Below are 21,871 nucleotides of genomic sequence, written 5' to 3'. Positions count from 1 at the left end.
CTTGTTCAATCCGCGGGTTCGGATTTGTGCAAAACACCGGCCGTCTCTTCATTGAGTGCCTGCCCGGTACGGCGCGGCTGAGTGAGGGGCGTGGGAATGGGCGTGCCGATATTGCCCCTCAGGAAGCGTTGTCCGGCGCGAACACCTTCGGCGAGCTGGGTTTCGAAACGGGCGGTATCGCGGCGCCGCACATCTTCGATCACCTCTGCCACGTCTTCGGGATCGACGCCGAGCGATTCCAGCGCCGAGCCGCCGAAAACCAACGCCGATTCGAAGGTTTCGCGCAGCTGGAAGTCGACGCCGGCACGAATGAGCTGCAGCGCCGTGCCGCGGTCGAAAGCCCGGGCGAGCACAGTGAGCAGTGGAAATTCGGCCTTGATCAGCTGGGCGATGCGAACGGCCACATCCGGCTTGTCGACGCAGATCAGCACGGCGCGCGCGCGGCCAGCCCCGGCCGCATGCAGGATGTCCAGCCGCGTGCCATCGCCATAATAGACCTTGAAGCCGAAATCGGCCGCCGCCTGGATCATTTCGACATCGTTGTCGATGATCGAGACATCGATGCCGCGCAGGAGCAGCGGCTGACTGGCGATCTGGCCGAAGCGGCCGAAGCCGATGATCAGGACGCTGCCGGTCAGGCCATCGGCAATCTCGACCCCGTCGAGCGACTGCTCGTCGCGCGGTGTGAGATACCGCAAGGCGATGATCGCCAGCGGCGTCAGCACCATCGAGATGATGACGATCGCCGTCAGCGTCGCGTTGGCCCGGTTGTCGATGATGCCGACCGCGGCGGCGGCCGAATAAAGGACGAAGGCGAATTCGCCGCCTTGCGCCATGAAGACGGCACGCTCCAACGCTTCGCGATGGCGGGTTTTCAGGACCCGCGCGACAATGTAGATGCCGAGCGCCTTCATCACCATGTAGGCGACGACATAGATGGCAACCAGCCGCCAGTTCGCGACCACCACATGCAGGTCGAGCGACATGCCGACGGCAAGGAAGAACAGGCCGAGCAGGATGCCGCGAAAGGGTTCGATGTCGGCTTCGAGTTGATGCCGGAATGTCGATTCCGACAGCAGCACGCCGGCCAGGAATGCACCCATCGCCATCGACAGGCCGCTGAGCTGCATGGCGAGCGCCGATCCGAGGACGACCAGAAGGGCGGCAGCCGTCATCACCTCGCGGGCACGGGCATCCGCCAGGATGCGGAAGAACGGATTGAGCAGATAGCGTCCAGCCAGCACCAGTCCGACAATCGCGGCAAGGCCGATGCCTATCTCGGTGAAGCGCTCCGCCAGGCTGGTGTCGGCGCCGCCGGGGGCCAGGAATGCGATCAGGGCCAGCAGCGGCACGATGGCGAGGTCCTCGAGCAGCAGCACCGAGACGATGCGCTGGCCTTTCGGCTCGGCGATTTCGCCGCGTTCCTCCAGAAGCTGCATGACGATCGCCGTCGAGGTCAGCACGAAGCCGGCGCCGGCGACGAAGGATTGCGAGATCGGAAACCCTCCCGCCACGCCAACAGCGGTCAGCAAGACCGCGCAGACGCCGACCTGCAGTGCACCGAGGCCGAAGATCTCGCGGCGCAAGCCCCATAGCCGCGACGGCTGCATTTCCAGTCCGATGATGAACAGGAACATCACCACGCCGAGCTCAGCGACATGAAGGATGGCTTCCGATTCGGAAAAGACGCGCAGGCCAAACGGGCCGATCACCACACCGGCGGCCAGATAGCCGAGAATCGAGCCGAGGCCCATGCGCTTGAAGATGGGAACGGCGACAACGCCGGCTGCAAGCAGCGCCACCACCTGAACCAGATCGTTGCTCGATGCCTCTACCGCCATGCCGCCATTCCGCTCGTTTGAGGATCGATTCCGATTTCGAAGTCTCTTTGACAAGGGGGGAAGATAGGGGCTTCGGTGGGGATCGAACAGCCCGAATCCCGATCACCAGCGATGTTGCGGGCGCGTTACACAAGTTGACGTTGGGAACGCGTTGCATCTTGCCACAATCGAAGGCTAAGGACGCTCGGCTTCGGCCATTGGAGGGTGAGCGACGATCAAGTCGAGCCCTTTTGAGGAGATGACTGACATGAAGAAGTTTTTGTTTGTTGCCGTCGGCCTGGCGGTGCTAGCCGGTTCGGCGTGCTCGAAGGCGCCCGAGTGCACGGCCGAGATCGCAACCAAGAAAGCGCAGGACATGGCTGCCGCGCTGCAGGAAGCGATCACCAAGGACCCGTCCAAGGCGGCTGACCTGACGGCCAAGGTGCAGGCCGTGACAACCAAATATCAGGGCACCACGACATTGGCCGACGCCTGTAAGGCGTATGACGACGTGACGGCCGCGATCAAGGGCTAATCGCAGGATCGAAGCGGTTTGAACGAGGCGGCGACCGTTGGGTCGCCGCCTTTTTGCATTTAGAGATCTATGATTGTTCAGTTTGGCGCGATGGAGCCGACTTCGATGGCATCGACACGCTTCAGGCTCATGCCGATCACCGGCACCAACTGGTCGTCGACACGCACCGCAATGGTCACCGTCATCGAATTGTCGTCAGGGATGCGGGCCTGCATCACGCCGCGCAGCTGGTTGCGGTTGATGGTGAAGACCACCTTGCGGGCATCGACGACATTGCCGCCGATGATGTCGAGGCCGGAACCGGTAGCGCCGCCCATGAAGCTGCCCTTGTAGCCCTCGCGGCCCTTGCGCTCGATCGTGGCCGACATTTGCTGGGTGAACATGCCGACCCGGCAACCGCCGTCGAGTGTCATGCCGACCTTGCCGTCCGGCGTCGAGCCGGTGAAGCTGCAGTTGAATTTGGTGCCTTTGTACTTGCCGGCGACGATTTCGCCGGGTCCGATCCATTTGCCTTCGGCCGACTGGAAGAACTGCTTGTCCGGCTCCGCGGCGGAAGCCGCCCCGGCAATGCCGACGAGTGCTGTTATAGCGGTTGCCAGGGGCAAGACGCTGGACAGAATTACACTTTTCATCGACGACACCCGGCAACAAAGAGGCTGTTTGGAACCCGTCTGACCATGAACAAGATTGGTTAATGCTTCGTCACTACGGGACCACTGGAAAGCAGTCCGGTAACAATTCCGAAGGTCCAAAAGCTGCAGCCCGGTTCACTTGCCGGATGGGGTTGTTTCGGCATCTTTCCTGGTTGCAAACGATGTCAGCGCCGAGAGGAAATCGCCCAGTCCCGGACGCTTCGCGGCGCTGAAGGGTAGGGGACGCGTAGTCTCCATCGCCGCGATGCCGATGCGCGCCGTCATCATGCCATTGACGACGCCCTCGCCGAGCTTGGCCGAAAGGCGCGCCGCCAGGCCGTGGCCGACGATCTGCTGGACGAAACTGTCGCCGACGGCGATCGAACCGGTGACCGCCAGATGCGCCAGCACGCTGCGCGCGAGGCGGAAGAAGCCGAGCGTTCCCGGCCGCCCACCATAAAGCTCCGACAGGCGGCGAATGAGGCGTCCGGCCTCGAACACGACATAGGCGACATCGACTAGCGCGCGCGGGCTGACCGCCGTCACCAGCGAGACGCGTTTGGCGGCCTCGAGAATCATGACCTTGGCCCTGGCATCGAGGGGGCCGAGAATTTCGGCTTCGGCCAGGCGCACCAGATTGCCGCCATCGATGATTTCGCCGCGCAGTTCGGCCAGCGCGCGGCGGCCGGCCGCGGTCTCGGGCTTGGCCGCGACGAAGGCCGACAGCTCGTCGACCACCGATCGTGCCGCCTTGGGATCGTCGCGTGCAATCGCATCGAGCGCCCGCTTCTGCAGCTTTTCGACCTCGGCGAGGCGGGCGATGGCCAGGAACTCGCGGATCAGGATGACCAGAAGCGCCAGCACGGCAATGGCCGCCATGCCGGCGGCCAGCCAGCCCAGCCATTCGGCACGCGCAAAGAGGTCACGTATGAGCTGATCGGTCCACAGGCCGACAGCCAGCGAAACCAGCACACCAAAGGCGCCGAAGAAGATGCTGCCGAGCAGCGACCGCTTTCTGGGGGCGATCGCCGGCGGCGGTTCGGCGGCAACGATGTCAGGCTCGTCGAAGACATCGACTTCCGCCGGGATGACCATCGCGACATCGGTCTTCATCGCACGGGGCTTCCGCTGGGAGTCAACCTGGACCTGGGCACGGCGTGCCTCAGGCGCCTCTTGTTTCGATTCGGCTTCCGGCTCGATACGGAATGCGGCCGGCTTGCGGGGCGCGGTCATGCCAGATGATCTCCAATCAGGAACTGCAAGGCACGGTCGAGCCGGATATGCGGCAGCGACAGCGTGACGCCTTCGGCGGTGCGCTCGAGCTTTGGGGGACGGAAACGGACGAAGCGGATTGCCGGATCCCCGGTATCCTGCTTGTGATCGGGCTCCGAAGCATCGAACACCGCATCAATGTTCTCCGGTAAATCACCGGGAAATATGGCAGTTTCCGTTTTGCCGTCAAAAGTTTCGCCGTTGATCTTCTCGCCGGCGATCGGCGTGCCGATGATGACGGGAAGTGTCTCCCGGCCCTGCTTGACGGTGCCTTCGCGCGTCGCGCGCACCGCCGCCATGGCGACCACATCGACATCGGCGCCGGTGAAATTCGCGCGGGCCACGGCACGGTCGGCAAGCCGCCGCACGATCGCCTGCAAGCGGTCATGGCTTTCGTGGTGCAGATGGTCGGCCTTGGTCGCGGCAACCAGGATGCGGTCGATGCGCCGTGAAAACAGGTCGGTGAGGAAGCTGCCGCGGCCGGGACGGAAACAACTGAGGATCTCGGTCACCGCGCGCTCCAGGTCGGCCATGGCGCCGGGGCCGGCGTTCAGCGCCTGCATGGCGTCGATCAGCACGATCTGGCGATCGAGGCGCGTGATGTGTTCGCGGAAGAACGGTTTGACGACATGCGTCTTGTAGGCCTCGTAACGCCGGTCCATCATGGCGTGCAGCGACCCTAGGCGTGGACGCCTGTCGCCCAGCCCAGGCAGGGGCGCGAAGGTCAGTGCGGGCGAGCCTTCGAGATCGCCAGGCATTAGGAAGCGGCCGGGCGGCAAGGTCGAAAGCGCCCGCTCGTCGAGCTTGCAGGCCTTCAGATAGGCGGCGAAGCTTTCGGCCAGGCGGCGCGCTGTCATCTCGTCGGCATCGGCGTTCGGGTCAATCTCCGCCGACAGCGCCCGCCAGGCCTGCGACAGGTCCTCGCGCACCGGCAAAACGGCCATTTCGAAGGCTTCGCCGGAAAAATCGGCGAAGGATTTGCCAAGCAGCGGCAGGTCGAGCAGCCATTCGCCGGGATAGTCGACGATATCGACCGACAGCTTGCCGGAGGAAAACATGCGGCTCCAGCCGGAGGCCGATTCATATTCGATGGTCAGCCGCAATTCGGAAATGGCGCGCGTCGAATCGGGCCAGGCGCGATCGTTGACCAGTGCGGCGATGTGATCCTCGTACTGGAAGCGCGGCACGGCGTCGTCAGGCTGCTGTTCGAGGAAGGCACGGGCGATGCGCCCGGATTTCTGGGCCTCGAACAGCGGCAGGCGCCCGCCATGGATCAGATTGTGGACAAAGGCCGATATGAACACCGTCTTGCCGGCTCGGGACAGGCCCGTGACACCCAATCGCAGCGATGGAGAGAAAAGCCCGGTGGCGCGGCCCGACAGAGTGTCGAGGGCAATCCTCGCCTCGTCGGTGAAAGTGGTCAGCGATGATGTCAAAATGTGATCTCTCGGGCTTCGGTCCGCCCGATATAGGCTGTGGAACCCGGCTTTGAAATGGCGTCAGAGATCGGCCGGCGTCAGGAACGCTTCGAGATGGCCGGCGCCCTGGGCTGCTTTTGCCAGGTCGCCGTCGAAGCGGACGACCGCCAGGCCCGAGGTCGGGAAACCGTGGTTGAGCGTGGCCCGCGCCGTCTCGTCGCCACTGCCCGAAACCGCCATGGCGAGATCCTCCGTCATCGGATTGTGGCCGATGACCAGCAACGAACCCGATCCGCCATTGTCGCGGATGAGGCGGAGGTAACCGGCGGCGTCTTCGCTGTAGAGCGTGTCGAAGAACAGGACCCGTCCGGTGTCGGTCTGACCGGCCAGGCCTTCCAGCGTCTCCTTGGCGCGTTTGGCGTTGGAGCAGATGGTCAGGTCCGGAACATAGCAGCGGGACCGCATGGCGGCGCCCATCATTTCGGCATCGGCGCGGCCGGATGCGTCGAGCGGGCGGTCGAAATCGCGCATGCCGGGCAGTGCCCAGCCGGCCTTGGCATGTCGCAACAGATAAAGCGTGCCCACCCAACCTCCGCTGACGCCGAATGCCGAACTTCCTGGATTAGCCACGAGAAAGCCGCTGCGCACAATGGCCCGTGTTCTTCAAACACAGCGAATCATCGATGTGCGGTGCCGCAAAGGGCGCTTGTGCTTCGGCGCGAAGATCATGCCGGTCTTCGAAAAGCATGTCGCACGGGATCCAAAGTGTCGAAGCGTAGTTTGGTATCAAAACGACCATTCGCTGCTGCAAAGGCGCCCGCCACCGAACATTAACAATTGCGTGAGACAGCGGCCGATTGCGCTTGTGCAGGCGTCTGACCGCGAATATATAGGCGCCAAAATTGGGGCAGTTTGGGTGAGTCGAATGAACGACATCGTTACCGCCGATTACATACCCTCCGAAGACGAGCCGTTCATGAATGAACGGCAGAAATCCTACTTCCGCCAAAAGCTCGTCACCTGGAAGAATGACATATTGCGCGAAGCGCGCGAAACTCTCGAAATCCTGCAACAGGAAAACGCCAACCACCCCGATCTCGCCGACCGCGCCTCTTCGGAAACCGACCGCGCAATCGAGCTCAGGGCCCGCGACCGCCAGCGAAAGCTCATCGCAAAGATCGATTCGGCCCTGCAGCGCATCGACGAAGGCACCTACGGCTATTGCGAGGAGACCGGCGAGCCGATCGCGTTGAAGCGGCTCGATGCGCGTCCGATCGCAACGTTGTCGATCGAAGCGCAGGAGCGGCATGAGCGCCGCGAAAAGGTCTATCGCGACGACTGACGCATAGCCCATGGGCTGTGCTCATGACTGTTTGCGGCGATGTTGATATAAGAATGGCCGGTTTTCCGGCCATTTTTGTTGGCGCGCCCGACCGGCCCAATTCCCCGGCCGCTGTGCAGGTCAGATTCTGATCATCTCTTCTGGCTGGAGAGTTCGCCCAGAAGCTTGGTCATTTCGTCGTCGAGCGACTGCGGTGCCTTCGCCGCCGGTTTGCTCACCGGGCTGCTCGAACGCGGCTGGTCGAGCGACACTTCGAGTTCCTTCATCAGCTTATCGTCGATGCTGTCCTGGGTTGGCGRCGGTGGCGCCTGCCTGACGGCATTGGCGTTCGCGGATCCATAGGCGGGCAGCGGAGTGACATTGGTCGGCTGCGGCTTCGGTAGCGGTGCCGGTGCCGGCACCGGTGGTGTTGGCGCTGCCTGGCGCGGGCGTGCGGGCGGCGCCGCGTTCACCGGCTGCGGAGCAGGTGCCTGCCTAGCCGGCGGCGGAGGAGCGGGTTGAGGTGCACGCGGTTTCGCCGCTGGGGCCGCGGCGCCCGGGACCGGCTGCAAGCCGCCATCTCCGGTCAGCGCCGGACGGCGTGGCGCCGAAAGCCGGATGTCACGTTCGACGACAACGTCGGTCGGACCGCCGATCAGCAGCAGATGTTCGATATCATCGCGGCGTATCAGCACCAGCCGGCGATGGCTGTCGACGGCGGTGGCGTCCATGACGGCCAGCCGCGTCTTGCGGTTCCTGCCGCCGGCAACGAAGGTTCCGAACGTCAGGTTGCGCACAAGCTTGATGATAACGAGAACGATGACCAGCAGGACAAGCGCTGCAAACGTCCACAACAGTGCTGCGGCATAACCGGGGCCCGCCACGCTATCCAGCCATTGCATTGGTTTTCCCTGATTGCCCTGAGGAGGTGATGCGACACTAGACCGTTGCGGCGGGCTACCGCAATGCGTTTCCGCTCTTGATGAACAGCTTGAAAACTCCGAAGGCCGGAAGATATCATTTTTATCCGACATTTGCCGCCCAGGCCTTTTCCGGACCAGGAGAATATGATTCAACCGGTCAAGGGCGGGTGTCGGAACACCGGATTCACGAGCAGGGGGCACATGGCCAAGGAAGCGCGCGGCGATTTCTATCCGGTACCGATCGTCGACCAGAATACGCGACCGGGCGCGGTTACCCGGCTCATCATTTTCATCGTCGTTCTGACCGGGGCCGCTATTGTCTTCGGCCTTTTCCGCGAGCGCCTCGGCGACCCTTTCCTGCTCGGCATGCTCGGTGTGCTGGCGATGATCGGTGTCGGGTTCCTGTTCGCCACGGCGATCGGCTTCGTGCAGATCACGCCACGCTCGACCGGTGACGAACTCTCGAAGGCATTCGTTGATTCGATGTCGCAGGGCCTTCTCGTCACCGACACCAAGGGCCGCGTCGTCTACGCCAATCGGGCCTATGCCGACATGACCGGCGCGACGTCGGCGGCAGACCTGAAGACGGTCGAGGGGTTGCTCTCGGATGTCCCCGAAGCCTCGGTGACGATCTATCGGCTGGCGTCCGGCCTGCGCGACGGACAGTCGGGCGACGGCGAGTTTCGTCTCGCGCAGTCCATTCGGCCGGGCGCCGAGCCCGGCGCCCGCTGGTATCGGGCGCGTGCCCGCGCCTTCAGAGTTCCGGGCCAGCGGCTGCCGATGCTGGCCTGGCAGCTTGCCGACATCTCGCAGGAGCGGGCCGAGCAGGAGCGTTTCTTCCTCGACCTGCAGAAGGCGATCGATCACCTCGACCATGCGCCAGCCGGCTTCTTTTCAGCCGACCAGGACGGCCGTGTCACCTACATCAACGCCACGCTTGCCGAGTGGCTGGGCATCGACCTTACCAGTTTCACGCCCGGCTCCGTCACCCTGCCGGAGATCGTGGCCGGAGACGGCATGGCGCTGGTCCGCTCGGTCAAGGCCGACCCTGGAACGACACGCAACGCGGTCATCGATCTCGACCTGACGACGATGACGGGCGAAGCGCTGCCGGTGCGCTTCATGCACCGCGTTTCGGCCAGCCGCGAAGGCCTCAACGGGCCGACGCGCACGATCGTGCTGAACCGCACGCAGGGCGAGGACGCCTCGGCCGACCTGCGTGCTTCGGAAGTGCGCTTCACCCGCTTCTTCAACTCGACACCGATGGCGATCGCCGGCGTCGACCACAGCGGGCGCATCCTGCGCACCAATGCGCCGTTCCTGTCGCTGTTTTCGTCCGTCGTCGACCGGGACGCGGTCGATCGCCGCGTGCGGCTCGACACGGTGATCCATGAGCGCGACCGGCCGGCCTTCGCTGCCGCTTTTGAAAAAGCGCAGCAGCGGCAGGCCGACATCGAGCCGATCGATACTTTGCTGCCCGGCAACGACGACCGGCACATCCGTTTCTACGTCAACGCGGTCGCCGACGGCACCGGCGGCGAGGGGGCTGAGGAGTCGGCGATCGTCTACGCCGTCGAGACGACGGAGCAGAAGGCGCTTGAAGGGCAGATGGCGCAAAGCCAGAAGATGCAGGCGGTCGGCCAGCTTGCCGGCGGTATCGCGCACGACTTCAACAATGTGCTGACCGCCATCATCATGGCGTCCGACCTTTTGTTGACCAACCACCGTCCGTCGGACCCGTCCTTCCCCGACATCATGAACATCAAGCAGAATGCCAACCGGGCGGCCTCGCTGGTGCGGCAATTGCTTGCCTTCTCGCGCAAGCAGACGCTGCGGCCGGAAGTGCTCAACCTGACCGACGTGCTGGCCGATCTCAGGATGCTGCTGGCCCGCCTTGTCGGCAACGACATCAAGCTGAAGGTCGACCATGGCCGCGACCTGTGGCCGGTCAAGGTGGATATCGGGCAGTTCGAACAGGTGGTGGTCAACCTTGCGGTCAACGCGCGCGACGCCATGCCGGCCGGCGGCGATCTCACCGTGCGCACGCGCAATGTGACCGCCGAGGAATGCAAGGCCTTCTCCTACCGTGAACTCACCCCGGCCGACTATGTCGTGGTCGAGGTCGAGGATACCGGCAGCGGCATCGCGCCCGACGTGCTGAAGAAGATTTTCGAGCCCTTCTTCACCACCAAGGAGGTCGGCAAGGGCACCGGGCTTGGCCTGTCGATGGTCTACGGCATCATCAAGCAAACCGGTGGCTTCATCTTCTGCGATTCCGAGGTCGGCAAGGGCTCGACTTTCCGCATTTTCCTGCCGCGTCATATCGCCGAAGCGAAAAAAGCTGGCCAGCCCGACGATCTGCCGGCGGCACCGGCGAAGGTTGCCGATGCGGCCAAGGACCTGTCCGGCTCGGCCACGGTGCTGCTTGTCGAGGACGAGGACGCCGTGCGCATGGGCGGCATGCGGGCGCTGGTGTCGCGCGGCTATACGGTGCACGAGGCCTCCTCGGGCGTCGAGGCGCTGGAAGTGTTCGAGGCGCTGGGCGGCAAGGTCGACATCGTCGTCTCGGACGTGGTGATGCCGGAAATGGATGGACCGACGCTGCTTGGTGAATTGCGCAAGCGCCAGCCGGACATCAAATTTGTCTTCGTGTCCGGCTACGCCGAGGATGCATTCGCCAGAAACCTGCCGGCGGATGCGCATTTCGGCTTCCTGCCAAAGCCGTTTTCGCTCAAGCAACTGGCGACGATCGTCAAGGATGTGCTGGAGAATTAGAATCTCCTGATGTTCTTTTCCTTGCAAGACGCCGTGACAACGCCATGATTGAGGGCTGAAACGGCAGGCGGGCTTGGGGGAGCAGCGGTTGACGCCACACAACGAAGCAGACAAGGGTGCCTACGCCAACACGGTGTTGTTGCCGGGTGACCCGCAGCGCGCCGAATGGATGGCGCAAACTTTTCTGGAAGCGCCGCGCTGTATCAATCGCCGACGCGGCGCCCTTGGCTTTACCGGACTGTTTCGCGGCAGACCCGTCAGCATTCAGGCGACAGGCATCGGCGTCTCGTCGTTTCTGATCTATGTGCATGAATTGCTTGACTATTATGGCGCCCGGACGTTGATCCGCACGGGCACCTGCGGTAGCCTAACGGCCAAGGCCAAGCTGCGCAGCCTTGTCATCTCGCAATCGGCACAGGCGGAAAGCGCTCAAAGCGGTCAGGTTTTCGGCCTCTACAAGGCTGTCGCCGGTCCGGATCCAGCACTTCTCAGCTGCGCGCTGACCAAGGCAGCCGAACTTGGCATCGACCATTGTGCCGGCCTGACGGTTTGCAGCGACATCTTCTACCATCCTGAAGGACGCGGCCGCTTTGCCGATGCGCAGGCAGCCGGTGCTCTGGCCGTGGATATGGAAACCAGCGCGCTTTATCGCATCGCGGCGCATTTCGGGGCTCGGGCGCTGTCGATGTGCACGGTGGTCGACAACATCGAGACCGATGAACTGACCGACTACTCCGAGCGCCAGGACCTGTTCAGCGATATGAGCCGGCTGGCGCTAGCTGTCGCGGTCGACAGCTAGGCGGCTTGCCGCTTCGGCAGCACCTGTTCATCCATGCCCGGCCGATGGCCGCGCAGATACAGCGCGCAGGTGGTGCGCAGCATGGAGGCAAAGTTTGGAATGGCGCCGTTGATCTCGATGGCTTCGTCGTAAAGCTTGGAGATGAATTTCGGCGTCGTCAGGCCCTGGTTTTCGGCGATTTCATCCAGCAACGCCCAGAAGGTCGCCTCAAGCTGGATGCTGGTGGAGTGGCCGTCAATGCGAATCGACCGATTGATCTGGCGATAGCCTTCGGGGTCCTGGCCCGCAAATACCCTGCACATCCGACAAACCTCCCATGCTTGTTGGTCTTGGGCGGGCAGGCGTACGGTCTGATACTGCTCGACCTGTCCCCATGCGCATTCTCGGGCAAAATTGCCGGAACGGCAATCGGACTTTCGTCCCTGTCCCCCTAAAGCGCGTCGCCAGTTCACGGTTTTGGGCGTGGTAACCGGCTGCCACCACCTTTTCCCCGCTCTGCCCATAATTGGCCCCACACAAGGGCGGAGACTGATTTGGCCAAAGCAATCCATTCCATGATCCGGGTTCTCGACGAGGCCCGATCCGTCGATTTCTACAGGAATGCCTTCGGGCTCGATGTCGCCGACAGGCTGGACTTCGAGACGTTCACACTCATTTACCTCAGCAACGCCGAAACCGGGTTCGAGCTCGAACTGACCGTGAACAAGGGCAGGGTCGAGCCCTACGTGCTCGGCGATGGTTACGGCCACCTCGCGGTCTCGATCGCCGACCTCGACAGCGAACATGACCGCCTCGGCGCGCTCGGCCTCAACCCGAAGAAGATCGTCGAGTTCAACCATGACGGTTCGCCGATCGCCCGCTTCTTCTTCATTGAGGATCCGGACGGCTACAAGATCGAGGTTCTGCAACGAGGAGGCCGCTTCCAATAGGAGACAATGCGGCCGCACCGGCGGGTGCGGCGCCAGCAACGGCGCTCTCAAGCATCTCGCCCAAAAGTGCGCAGCGGTTTTGGGACAACGAGATGCACAAACAAGTCTTGAAGCACGTCAATTGTGACGCGCTTCAAGGGGCGCAAATAGCAAGCAGGGAGGATTATTATGGTCACGATCTATGACGGGAAGCCTGGACTTTCACGTCGTGAGCTTCTCAAACGCGGTGGCATCGGTGCGCTGCTCGTCATTTCAGGCAGCGCGGTCATCAGCCCCGAACATGCCTGGGGGCTCGAGACATCGGCGCTCAAGCCCGAAACCATGGCGACGCTGATCCAGATGGCGCGCGACATCTATCCGCATGATCAGGTTCCTGACAAATATTACGCCATCGCCGTGAAAGGCCATGACGAGCAGGCCGGCAAGGACCCCGCCTACAAGACGATGATCGAAGACGGTATCGCCGACCTCGACAAGAAGTCGGGGGATGGAGGCTACCGGGGCCTTGGCTGGGAGGAGCAGCGCGTCTCGGTGCTGAAGCAGATCGAGGCGACGCCGTTCTTCCAGGCCATCCGTGGCGGCCTCGTCGTCAGCCTCTACAACCAGAAAGAGGTCTGGCCGATCTTCGGCTACGAGGGCGAGTCCTTTTCCAAGGGCGGCTACATCGCGCGCGGTTTCAACGACATCGAGTGGCTCTGAGCCCCGTCGTTTTGAACCCGCAAACAGAAATCATGGGAGGAAACCATGGCAACAGCTTTTGACCTGAACAACGACGGCGTGGTCGTCATCATCGGCTCGGGCGCCGGCGGCGGTACGCTCGGCAACGAACTTGCCCAGAAGGGCGTCGACGTCGTCATCCTGGAGGCCGGCGCGCGCCACGAATATGAGGAGTTTGTCAACGACGAGTGGGATTCGTTCACCCAACTCGCCTGGAAGGACAAGCGCACCACCTCCGGCGACTGGCGTGTGGCCAAGGATTTTCCGAACCTGCCGGCCTGGATCGTCAAGTCGGTTGGCGGTTCGACGACCCACTGGGCCGGAGCGTCGCTGCGTTTCCAGGAGCACGAGTTCAAGACGCTGTCGACCTACGGCAAAGTGGAAGGTGCCACCCTGCTCGACTGGCCGATCACGTTGGCAGAGCTGGAGCCCTACTATGCCAAGGCTGAAGCCAAGATGGGCGTCACCGGGACCAATGACTGGCCGAGACTGCCGGGTAACAACAATTTCAAGGTGTTGAAGGCTGGCGCCGACAAGCTTGGCTACAAGGAATGCCACACCGGCAACATGGCCATCAACTCGGTCGAGCGCGACGACCGCTTGTCCTGCCAGCAAACCGGATTTTGCTTCCAGGGCTGCAAATGGGGCGCCAAATGGTCGACGCTCTACACCGAGATCCCCAAGGGCGAGGCAACAGGCCATCTCGAGGTCAGGCCGAACGCCATGGCGATCAAGATCAACCATGACGCCTCGGGCAAGGTGACCGGCGTGGTCTACGCCGACAAGGATGGCAAGCTGCAAGAGCAGAAAGCCCGTATCGTCGCAGTCGCCGGCAACTCAATCGAAAGCCCGCGGCTGCTGCTCAATTCGTCGTCGGGCAAATTCCCCGACGGCCTTGCCAACTCATCGGGGCAGGTGGGCAAGAACTACATGCGCCACACCACGGGCTCGGTCTATGCCATCTTCGACAAACCGGTGCACATGTATCGCGGCACCACCATGGCCGGCATCATCCGCGACGAGGCGCGCCATGATCCGTCACGCGGCTTCGTCGGCGGCTACGAGTTCGAGACGCTGTCGCTCGGCCTGCCGTTCATGGCGGCCTTCCTCGATCCAGGGGCCTGGGGCCGCTCGTTCACCACGGCGCTCGACCACTACGACCACATGGCCGGGCTGTGGATCGTCGGCGAAGACATGCCGCGCGGGGAGAACCGCATCACGCTGCATGCCGACATGAAGGACGAGCACGGCATGCCGATAGCCGACGTGCATTTCGACGATCACCCGAACGATACCGCGATGCGCAACCATGCCTACAAGCAGGCCTCGGCGCTTTACGCGGCGGTCGGCGCCACGCGCACCTTCCCGACGCCGCCCTATCCGTCGACCCACAATCTCGGCACCAACCGGATGAGCGAGAAGGCGGCCGACGGCGTCGTCAACAAGCATGGCCAGACGCACGACATCAAGAACCTGTTCGTGTCGGACGGCAGCCAGTTCACGACGGGTGCCGCCGAAAACCCGACCTTGACGATCGTGTCGCTGGCGATCCGCCAGGCCGATTACATCGCTGCGCAGATGTCGGCCAAGACGATCTGAGCTGGCAAGACATCGCCCCGTTACCGGGGCGGTGCCAACTTCAGTGTCCTCCCGGGCCGCAAGGCGGAACGCACAACGCGCGTTCCGCCTTTTTGTGTGACCAGACTGATTAGGCGCCGACCGGCTGCCCGTCCTTGCGGCGGATGGCGACCACGGACGGGCGGGGCAACTGGCCGTCCTTGAAGTCGGGCCACAGTGTCTGCACCTTGTCGAGCGTCTCGGCGTCCTCGGCCGGGTGCTGGACCGACAGGAACAAGGTCGTGCCGTCGGGGGTGAAGCAAGGGCCGGTCGCCTCCGCGCCATGCGGGCAAGTGAACAGCAGCTTCGGCAGGCCACGCGCCGGGCCTTCGGTGTCGACGCCGTAGACGCCGTCCGGCAGGTCGAAATCATTGGCACCGTCGGTCGCCACCCAGAGCCGGCCGGCCGGATCGAAGGTGATGTTGTCGGGGCAGACGAACCAGCCATTGACCGATGTGTCCGGATGGAAGGTGGCGCCGACCGCGGCGTCCTTCGGGTTGCCGCACAGCACGAACAGATCCCAGGCATATTTGTCGGCGGTATGGTCGGCGTCCACGCCGCGGCCGCCTGGCGGGATCAGTTCGACGATGTGGCCCCAGAGGTTTTCCGGACGCGTGTTGGCCGGATTGACCTTCGACTGGTCGCGCTTCTTGTTCTTGGTCATCACCGCATAGACGCGGCCGGTCACCGGATTGGTCTCAATGTCCTCGGGGCGGTCCATCGGCGTGGCACCCAGCGCGTCCGCCGCCAACCGTGTTTTCAACAGCACCTCGGCCTGATCGGCAAAGCCGTTTTCAGCCGTAAGCTTGCCTTGGCCGTGAATCAGCGGCAGCCAGGTCATGGAGCCGTCGGCGTCGTAGCGCGCGACCGAAAGCACGCCATCGTCCAGCAGGTCGTTGCCGGAGGCCGGTTTGGCCGGATCGTAAGCCTTGTTCGAGACGAAGCGGTACATGTATTCGAAATAATCGTCGTCGCCCATGTAGACGACGACGCGGCCGTCCTTGTTGAGGACGACGGTGGACGCCTCATGCGACATGCGGCCAAGCGCGGTGCGCTTCACCGGCTTGGACTGGGGATCATAGGGATCGATCTCAACCACCCAATCGAAACGGTTGGCCTCGTTCGGCTCCTTGTCGATTTTGAAGCGGTCGTGGAAGCGGCCGCGGCCATAGACGTCGGAACCGTCGAAGCCATAACGATCGAGGATGTCCGCGGTCGGCGCCTTCTTCGGATCGCCGCCGAACAGGTCGGAAACACCTTCCTCGCAGGTCAGCACGGTGCCCCACGGGGTGAAGCCGCCGCTGCAATTGTAGCTGGTGCCGAGCACTTTCGTGCCGGTGGCATCGGCCGAGGTCTGCATCAAGGCGTGGCCCGCAACCGGGCCGGAGACGGTCATTTCGGTGTTGACGGTGATGCGGCGGTTGAGCGGGCTGTCCTCGACCAGCGACCACTTGCCATCCTTCAACAGCACTTCGACGATTGAGTGACCCATGGCGGCCATGCCGAGATCGACCTGTTCCTTGTTCATCGTCTTGCCGGCGTCATCCTCGGTCATGCCGGGAAACATGACATTGGGCGAGATGTATTCGTTGTTGACGCAGAGCAGGCCGTGGTCGGAATTGACCGTGCCTTTCGGCAGCGGCAGGAAGGCGATGTAGTCACAGTTGTAACCAAAGCGCTTCTCTTGCTCGTCGGCAGCGACTTTGTTGCCGTCGAAATCCGGCAGACCCGCGACGAGCGGGTCGCCCCAGCGTGCCACGATCGTGGTCTCATAGCCCTCTGCGGCGGCGTGGGTCTTGTCGTAGACGCGCTTCAACTCGGGAAAGCCAAGTGTGGAAAGCGCCGCGGCATGTGTTTCTCCGGCAAACAACGAACCGACGAAGCTGCCGCCGGCGATCAAAGCACCAGATGCGAGGCTGCCTTTCAGGAGAGTACGGCGCGAGACGCGCTCGGCGATGACGTCGCGAATGACAGGGGAGGATGAAGACGGGGAATTGGCCATTGTGTCTGCCTCTCAAGGTGGATGGTGACGGCGCACCGCTGCCTATCCAGTTTCGGCAACATCCAGATGACATGAGACACAAGGCAGGTCCGCCGAGGCGGCGGCGATTACCAGGGAATAATCTACTGACCGCTTCCTTTGGTGCAGGTCGAGGCGGTGAAGGCGCCGTCGGGCTGCCTCATAATGATGTCGAAGGAGGGCGCACTTTGGCCGTCGAGCGTGGCCTGGGTCAGCGACAGCGAGTTGCCGCCAGCCGTATAGCCGCCGAGCGGTCCCAGCCAGGAGATCACGCCGTTTGCATCCATCTGGTAATTGTAGCCCTGCTGGGCGGTCCCGAAGGTGACCGGGCCGCTGTAGACGTTGCCCTTGATGGTGATGTCGCCGAGGTCCAGGAACATGCCAAGCAGGTACACTTCGCAGTGGTAGATGCCGTCGGGCATCTTGCCGTCGCTGAAGTCGGCTCGGGCAGTGCCGGTCGCTGCCGCCAGAAGCAATATGCCGATAAAAATGCGTGAAATGCCGGATGCCATGACGTCGCTCGTTTGATGGGGCGAGCTTGCCCTATTTCTGCGCCGAGCCGCAACATCCGCCGGCGAAGTCCAAAAACTAGGCACATTGCCAATTTGGGCGAAAATTAGGCAGACACCTTGTGCGCTGCGCAAATTTCTCTCAATCAATTTTTAACCGATCCTCTTTGTTTTCATAAAACTAATATACCAAGCACCTGATAATGTTGAACTATCACCTATTGTTCGGCATCTCCTGAGCGATTGGCACGGGGGTTGCATTGCATTGTTGCGGTGCAATCAACCAGCCTGGGAGTGTTAGGCATGAGGGGTAATTTCTCGACAATAACAAAAATGTTTTCGGCGAGCGTCGTTGCCGCCGGCCTGTTGATGTCCATGCCTGCCAGGGCGGCCGACGACACGATCAAGGTCGGCATTCTCCATTCGCTGTCGGGGACCATGGCGATTTCGGAGACGACGCTGAAGGACGCCATGCTGATGCTTATCGACGAGCAGAACGCCAAAGGTGGCCTGCTTGGCAAGAAGCTCGAAGCCGTGGTCGTCGATCCGGCTTCCAATTGGCCGCTGTTCGCCGAAAAGGCGCGCGAGCTGATCTCCAAGGACAAGGTCGCCGCGGTGTTCGGCTGCTGGACCTCGGTGTCGCGCAAATCGGTGCTGCCGGTGTTCAGCGAGCTCGACAACATCCTGTTCTATCCCGTCCAGTATGAGGGCGAGGAGAGCGAGCGCAACGTGTTCTACACAGGTGCGGCGCCGAACCAGCAGGCCATTCCGGCTGTCGACTATCTGATGAGCGAGGATGGCGGTTCGGTGAAGCGCTGGGTGCTTGAAGGCACCGACTACGTTTATCCGCGCACCACCAACAAGATCCTTGAGGCCTATCTGAAGGCCAAGGGCGTCGCGGCGGAAGACATCATGGTCAACTACACGCCGTTCGGCTTCTCCGACTGGCAGACCGAAGTTTCCGCAATCAAGAAATTCGGTTCGGCCGGCAAGAAGACCGCCGTCGTCTCGACGGTCAATGGCGACGCCAACGTGCCGTTCTACAAGGAGCTCGGCAACCAGGGCATCAAGGCCGAGGATATTCCGGTCATGGCCTTCTCGGTCGGCGAAGAAGAGCTTGCCGGTCTCGACACGGCGCCGCTGGTCGGCCATCTCGCCGCCTGGAACTACTTTGAAAGCGTCGATACGCCCGAGAACAAGAAATTCATCGCCGACTGGCACAAGTTCATCAAGAACGACAAGCGCACCACCAACGACCCGATGGAAGCCCATTATATCGGCTTCAACATGTGGGTGAAGGCGGTCGAGAAGGCCGGCACCACCGATCCGGACAAGGTCATTGACGCCATGATCGGCGTTTCGGTGCCCAACCTGACCGGCGGCTATTCGACGATGATGCCGAACCACCACATCACCAAGCCGGTGCTGATTGGCGAAATCCAGGCCGACGGCCAGTTCGAGACGGTTTCGCGCACGCCGGGCCTGGTGATGGGCGACGAATGGTCCGACTACCTGCCTGACTCCAAGGACCTGATCTCCGATTGGCGCGCGCCTCTGTCCTGCGGCAACTTCAATGTCGCCACCGGCAAGTGCGGCGGCAAGGGTACGAACTGATCCTCCCGGGCTGACCAGGTCTGGACCGCAGGTCCATGACCTCAGACCGCCAGCGTCCGGACGGTTTCCTCCGCCGTCCGGACGCCCAATTCAACATTCAAGGGGTCGCCTGAAGCCGATGAACCTGTTGCGCGCGATTGGCCTGACGCTTTTGTTCCTGCTGGCGACGCTGTCGTCGTCGGGTGCTGGCGAAGCCGATCTGCGTGGCATCATCGCCAAATTCGCAACGGCCAAGGGCTTTTCCGAGACAGGCACCGTCGTCCACGACCTGGCGGCCACAGGTGATCCGGCTGTCGAACGACCGCTTGCCGCACTCGCCGACGGTAACCTCTATATCCGCAAGGCGGATTCGCTGGTCTTCGTCGGCAAGGAAGCGGGCGACATCGTCGAGCTGTTCGATCCGCTGAGCGGCGAGAAGTCGGCGGATGCCGCCAAGGACGACATCACCAAGATCAAGGTCAACAACACGCTGCGCCGCGTCATACGCGATGCGCTGGGCACGCTGACGCTCGGCGCCAAGGATCCGGCCGTGCGCATCGCCGCTGCCGACACCATGTTCAAGACACCCGATGCCGCAAACATCGGGCCGCTCGACACCGCGATCGCCAGCGAGACGGTGGCCAGCGTCAAGGCCCTGCTCGAACAGGCCCGTGCCGCCTCTGTCCTGGTTTCTGACCGGCCGGATTCCGACAAGCTCGCCGCAATCGTGCTGATCGGCGCACGGGGCGACCGTGATGCGGTTTCGCTGCTCACCTCGGTCGAAGCGAACGCCTCGGGTGCGGTCAAGGAGGCGGCGACGGCTGCAATCGCCGACATCAATTCGACGCTGGCCCTATGGGATGCGGGCCAGAACATCTGGTACGGGATTTCCCTTGGCTCGGTGCTGCTGCTGGCGGCAATCGGGCTTGCCATCACCTTCGGCGTCATGGGCGTCATCAACATGGCGCATGGCGAGATGGTCATGCTCGGCGCCTACACGACCTTTGTCGTCCAGCAGGTGATCCGCACATCCTTTCCCGACCTGTTCGACTGGTCGCTGGTCATCGCGCTGCCGCTCGCCTTCCTCGTCGCGGCGCTTGTCGGCTTGGCCATCGAACGTGGCGTTATCCGCTTTCTCTACGGGCGGCCGCTGGAGACACTGCTAGCGACCTGGGGCGTGTCGCTGATCCTGCAGCAGGCCGTGCGCAGCATTTTCGGGCCGACCAACCAGGAAGTCGGCAATCCGTCCTGGATGTCGGGCTCGTTCAATGTCGGCCAGCTCGCGATCACCTGGAACCGCCTCTGGATCCTGGTTTTCGCGCTCTCCGTCTTTGCCGTGCTGCTCTATGTGATGAAGCGCACGCCCTGGGGGCTGCAGATGCGCGCCGTCACCGCCAACCGGCGCATGGCCGCCTCGATGGGCATCAGGACGCCATGGGTCGACGCGCTGACCTTCGCGCTCGGGTCCGGTATCGCCGGCATCGCCGGTGTCGCGCTCAGCCAGATCGACAATGTCTCGCCCAATCTCGGCCGCGGCTACATCATCGACAGTTTCATGGTCGTGGTCTTCGGCGGCGTCGGCAATCTGTGGGGCACGCTGGTCGGCGCCTTCTCGCTCGGCATCGTCAACAAGTTCCTCGAGCCCTATGCCGGCGCGGTGCTCGGCAAGATCGTCGTGCTGGTGCTGATCATCCTGTTCATCCAGAAGCGCCCGCGCGGCCTGTTCGCGCTCAAGGGCAGGGCGGTGGAAGCATGATCACCGGACGCTTCTTCGCCGCGGGGGCGGACCGCCGCATCGCGATCACGATTCTCATCCTGCTGGCGGTGGCCGTCATCGTGCCGCTGCTAAACCTGGCTGTGTCGCCGACCAGCGGCTTCTACGTGCCGTCCTACATTGTCGCGCTGACCGGCAAATATCTCTGCTATGCGCTGCTCGCTTTGGCGCTCGACCTTGTCTGGGGCTATTGCGGCATTCTCTCGCTCGGCCACGGTGCGTTCTTCGCGCTCGGCGGCTATGCGATGGGCATGTACCTGATGCGCCAGATCGGCGCGCGCGGCGTCTACGGCAACCCCATCCTGCCGGACTTCATGGTGTTCCTGAACTACAGGGAATTGCCCTGGTTCTGGACGGGTTTCGACCATTTTTGGTTCGCCGGGCTCATGGTGCTGGCGATACCTGGCCTGCTCGCCTTCGTCTTCGGCTGGTTCGCCTTCCGCAGCCGTGTCACCGGTGTCTACCTCTCCATCATCACCCAAGCGATGACCTATGCGCTGCTGCTCGCCTTCTTCCGCAACGACATGGGTTTCGGCGGCAACAACGGCCTGACCGATTTCAAGGATATTCTCGGCTTCAACGTGCAGGCCGACGCGACGCGTTCAGCGCTGTTCGCCGCCAGCGCGGTGACGCTCGCGCTCGCCGTCTTCGTCACCTGGGCGATCGTCGGATCCAAATACGGCAAGCTCCTGATGGCGGTGCGCGACGCCGAGAGCCGCACGCGCTTCCTCGGCTGGCGGGCGGAGAATGTGAAGCTGTTCGCCTTCACCGTCTCGGCGGTCATGGCCGGCATCGCCGGCGCGCTCTATGTGCCGCAAGTCGGCATCATCAATCCCGGCGAGTTTGAACCGTCCAATTCGATCGAGGTGGTGATCTGGGCTGCCGTCGGCGGGCGCGGCACCATTGTCGGGCCGATCATCGGCGCGCTGCTGGTCAATGCCGGCAAATCCTGGTTCACCGGCGTGTTGCCGGAATTCTGGCTGTTTGCGCTCGGCGGCCTGTTTATCGCCGTCACGCTTTTGCTGCCCAAAGGCATCGTCGGCATGTGGGATTCCTGGCGCGGCAACGCCAAAGCGCTGCGGGCGGCCTCGCTGGCCGAGGAGGCCGGCACCGACTCCGTCGTCCCGCCGCCGCCGCAGATCGTTCGTAGCGCGGCGACAAGGCCTGGCGACTGGTCCTCGTCCAGCCCCGAACCACAGCCGGCGGAGTGAGCGATC

The 21,871-nt window shown here is 62.9% G+C and carries 19 protein-coding genes; 10 read left to right on the top strand and 9 right to left on the bottom strand.

Annotated elements, in window-relative coordinates:
• Positions 1–5: 5 nt before the first annotated feature.
• Positions 6–1,841, bottom strand: coding sequence for a monovalent cation:proton antiporter-2 (CPA2) family protein (locus tag AC1D2G_RS18625; RefSeq protein ID WP_477415809.1), 1,836 nt, complete (start codon positions 1,839–1,841; stop codon positions 6–8).
• A 247-nt stretch (positions 1,842–2,088) separates the two neighbouring features.
• On the opposite strand from AC1D2G_RS18625, the gene AC1D2G_RS18620 reads away from it, so the two are divergent.
• Positions 2,089–2,355: a hypothetical protein gene (locus AC1D2G_RS18620; RefSeq protein ID WP_477415807.1), complete on the top strand. Its 267-nt coding sequence runs from the start codon at positions 2,089–2,091 to the stop codon at positions 2,353–2,355.
• Between the two features lie 77 nt (positions 2,356–2,432).
• Here the strand turns inward: AC1D2G_RS18620 and AC1D2G_RS18615 are convergent, their stop codons facing one another.
• The 4 genes from AC1D2G_RS18615 to AC1D2G_RS18600 all read right to left on the bottom strand — a co-directional run bounded on the left by AC1D2G_RS18615 (position 2,433) and on the right by AC1D2G_RS18600 (position 6,262).
• The gene (locus tag AC1D2G_RS18615) at positions 2,433–2,987 is read right to left on the bottom strand and encodes a hypothetical protein (RefSeq protein ID WP_095085086.1); all 555 of its coding nucleotides are present in this window, start codon (positions 2,985–2,987) and stop codon (positions 2,433–2,435) included.
• Positions 2,988–3,122: 135 nt separating this feature from the next.
• Entirely contained in the window at positions 3,123–4,220 is a 1,098-nt protein-coding gene (locus AC1D2G_RS18610) for a YcjF family protein (protein ID WP_477415805.1), read from the bottom strand.
• A complete protein-coding gene (locus AC1D2G_RS18605) occupies positions 4,217–5,695 on the bottom strand; it encodes a YcjX family GTP-binding protein (protein WP_477415803.1) in 1,479 nt (492 codons plus the stop codon). Before AC1D2G_RS18605 ends, AC1D2G_RS18610 begins: the two co-directional genes overlap by 4 nt.
• 63 nt (positions 5,696–5,758) lie before the next feature.
• Positions 5,759–6,262: a SixA phosphatase family protein gene (locus AC1D2G_RS18600; protein ID WP_477415801.1), complete on the bottom strand. Its 504-nt coding sequence runs from the start codon at positions 6,260–6,262 to the stop codon at positions 5,759–5,761.
• Between the two features lie 340 nt (positions 6,263–6,602).
• Here AC1D2G_RS18600 and dksA point away from each other — a divergent pair, with 340 nt between their 5' ends.
• Complete coding sequence (gene dksA / locus AC1D2G_RS18595; protein ID WP_095085082.1) at positions 6,603–7,019, top strand: RNA polymerase-binding protein DksA; 417 nt, start codon at positions 6,603–6,605, stop codon at positions 7,017–7,019.
• A 131-nt stretch (positions 7,020–7,150) separates the two neighbouring features.
• Here dksA and AC1D2G_RS18590 read toward each other — a convergent pair whose 3' ends face one another.
• Entirely contained in the window at positions 7,151–7,900 is a 750-nt protein-coding gene (locus tag AC1D2G_RS18590; protein ID WP_477415799.1) for a hypothetical protein, read from the bottom strand.
• 222 nt (positions 7,901–8,122) lie between these two features.
• On the opposite strand from AC1D2G_RS18590, the gene cckA reads away from it, so the two are divergent.
• Together cckA and AC1D2G_RS18580 are read left to right on the top strand one after the other, a co-directional pair.
• On the top strand, positions 8,123–10,696 hold the full coding sequence (gene cckA / locus AC1D2G_RS18585; protein ID WP_477303705.1) for a cell cycle histidine kinase CckA: 2,574 nt from the start codon (positions 8,123–8,125) through the stop codon (positions 10,694–10,696).
• An 88-nt stretch (positions 10,697–10,784) separates the two neighbouring features.
• Complete coding sequence (locus AC1D2G_RS18580) at positions 10,785–11,495, top strand: purine-nucleoside phosphorylase (protein ID WP_477415797.1); 711 nt, start codon at positions 10,785–10,787, stop codon at positions 11,493–11,495.
• Here the strand turns inward: AC1D2G_RS18580 and AC1D2G_RS18575 are convergent.
• Positions 11,492–11,797 carry a ribbon-helix-helix domain-containing protein gene (locus tag AC1D2G_RS18575; RefSeq protein WP_477415948.1) on the bottom strand — a complete coding sequence of 102 codons (306 nt, stop codon included), beginning with the start codon at positions 11,795–11,797 and terminating at the stop codon, positions 11,492–11,494. The two genes, AC1D2G_RS18580 and AC1D2G_RS18575, sit on opposite strands and share 4 nt — an antisense overlap.
• Before the next feature lie 231 nt (positions 11,798–12,028).
• Between AC1D2G_RS18575 and AC1D2G_RS18570 the strand changes: the two genes are divergently transcribed.
• The 3 genes from AC1D2G_RS18570 (at position 12,029) to AC1D2G_RS18560 (ending at position 14,740) form a co-directional block, all read left to right on the top strand.
• Positions 12,029–12,424, top strand: a complete 396-nt coding sequence (locus tag AC1D2G_RS18570; protein ID WP_095085077.1) for a VOC family protein — start codon at positions 12,029–12,031, stop codon at positions 12,422–12,424.
• Positions 12,425–12,592: 168 nt separating this feature from the next.
• Positions 12,593–13,123: a gluconate 2-dehydrogenase subunit 3 family protein gene (locus tag AC1D2G_RS18565; protein ID WP_477415795.1), complete on the top strand. Its 531-nt coding sequence runs from the start codon at positions 12,593–12,595 to the stop codon at positions 13,121–13,123.
• A gap of 45 nt (positions 13,124–13,168) precedes the next feature.
• Positions 13,169–14,740, top strand: a complete 1,572-nt coding sequence (locus AC1D2G_RS18560) for a GMC family oxidoreductase (RefSeq protein ID WP_477415793.1) — start codon at positions 13,169–13,171, stop codon at positions 14,738–14,740.
• Positions 14,741–14,849: 109 nt separating this feature from the next.
• Here AC1D2G_RS18560 and AC1D2G_RS18555 read toward each other — a convergent pair whose 3' ends face one another.
• Both AC1D2G_RS18555 and AC1D2G_RS18550 read right to left on the bottom strand, forming a co-directional pair.
• Positions 14,850–16,760: a PhoX family protein gene (locus AC1D2G_RS18555; RefSeq protein WP_477415791.1), complete on the bottom strand. Its 1,911-nt coding sequence runs from the start codon at positions 16,758–16,760 to the stop codon at positions 14,850–14,852.
• 122 nt (positions 16,761–16,882) lie between these two features.
• Complete coding sequence (locus AC1D2G_RS18550) at positions 16,883–17,290, bottom strand: hypothetical protein (protein WP_095085151.1); 408 nt, start codon at positions 17,288–17,290, stop codon at positions 16,883–16,885.
• 300 nt (positions 17,291–17,590) lie between these two features.
• On the opposite strand from AC1D2G_RS18550, the gene urtA reads away from it, so the two are divergent.
• From urtA to urtC, 3 genes are all read left to right on the top strand, one after another.
• Positions 17,591–18,901, top strand: coding sequence for an urea ABC transporter substrate-binding protein (gene urtA, locus AC1D2G_RS18545; protein WP_477415789.1), 1,311 nt, complete (start codon positions 17,591–17,593; stop codon positions 18,899–18,901).
• Between the two features lie 118 nt (positions 18,902–19,019).
• On the top strand, positions 19,020–20,636 hold the full coding sequence (urtB, locus tag AC1D2G_RS18540; protein WP_477415787.1) for an urea ABC transporter permease subunit UrtB: 1,617 nt from the start codon (positions 19,020–19,022) through the stop codon (positions 20,634–20,636).
• Complete coding sequence (gene urtC, locus AC1D2G_RS18535; RefSeq protein WP_477415785.1) at positions 20,633–21,865, top strand: urea ABC transporter permease subunit UrtC; 1,233 nt, start codon at positions 20,633–20,635, stop codon at positions 21,863–21,865. Before urtB ends, urtC begins: the two co-directional genes overlap by 4 nt.
• The last annotated feature ends 6 nt before the right edge of the window (positions 21,866–21,871 follow it).

It is taken from the genome of Mesorhizobium sp. P2_C7, assembly GCF_056404515.1.
Note: the sequence above shows the minus strand (reverse complement) of the source record. Positions and strands in the feature narration are given on the sequence as shown.

Excerpts from the sequence above, each read along its gene's own strand:
- AC1D2G_RS18625 (WP_477415809.1), bottom strand. The coding sequence starts at position 1,841 with ATGGCGGTAGAGGCATCGAGCAACGATCTGGTTCAGGTGGTGGCGCTG.
- AC1D2G_RS18620 (WP_477415807.1), top strand. The coding sequence starts at position 2,089 with ATGAAGAAGTTTTTGTTTGTTGCCGTCGGCCTGGCGGTGCTAGCCGGT.
- AC1D2G_RS18615 (WP_095085086.1), bottom strand. The coding sequence starts at position 2,987 with ATGAAAAGTGTAATTCTGTCCAGCGTCTTGCCCCTGGCAACCGCTATA.
- AC1D2G_RS18610 (WP_477415805.1), bottom strand. The coding sequence starts at position 4,220 with ATGACCGCGCCCCGCAAGCCGGCCGCATTCCGTATCGAGCCGGAAGCC.
- dksA (WP_095085082.1), top strand. The coding sequence starts at position 6,603 with ATGAACGACATCGTTACCGCCGATTACATACCCTCCGAAGACGAGCCG.
- cckA (WP_477303705.1), top strand. The coding sequence starts at position 8,123 with ATGGCCAAGGAAGCGCGCGGCGATTTCTATCCGGTACCGATCGTCGAC.
- AC1D2G_RS18575 (WP_477415948.1), bottom strand. The coding sequence starts at position 11,797 with ATGTGCAGGGTATTTGCGGGCCAGGACCCCGAAGGCTATCGCCAGATC.
- AC1D2G_RS18565 (WP_477415795.1), top strand. The coding sequence starts at position 12,593 with ATGGTCACGATCTATGACGGGAAGCCTGGACTTTCACGTCGTGAGCTT.
- AC1D2G_RS18560 (WP_477415793.1), top strand. The coding sequence starts at position 13,169 with ATGGCAACAGCTTTTGACCTGAACAACGACGGCGTGGTCGTCATCATC.
- AC1D2G_RS18555 (WP_477415791.1), bottom strand. The coding sequence starts at position 16,760 with ATGGCCAATTCCCCGTCTTCATCCTCCCCTGTCATTCGCGACGTCATC.
- AC1D2G_RS18550 (WP_095085151.1), bottom strand. The coding sequence starts at position 17,290 with ATGGCATCCGGCATTTCACGCATTTTTATCGGCATATTGCTTCTGGCG.
- urtA (WP_477415789.1), top strand. The coding sequence starts at position 17,591 with ATGAGGGGTAATTTCTCGACAATAACAAAAATGTTTTCGGCGAGCGTC.
- urtB (WP_477415787.1), top strand. The coding sequence starts at position 19,020 with ATGAACCTGTTGCGCGCGATTGGCCTGACGCTTTTGTTCCTGCTGGCG.
- urtC (WP_477415785.1), top strand. The coding sequence starts at position 20,633 with ATGATCACCGGACGCTTCTTCGCCGCGGGGGCGGACCGCCGCATCGCG.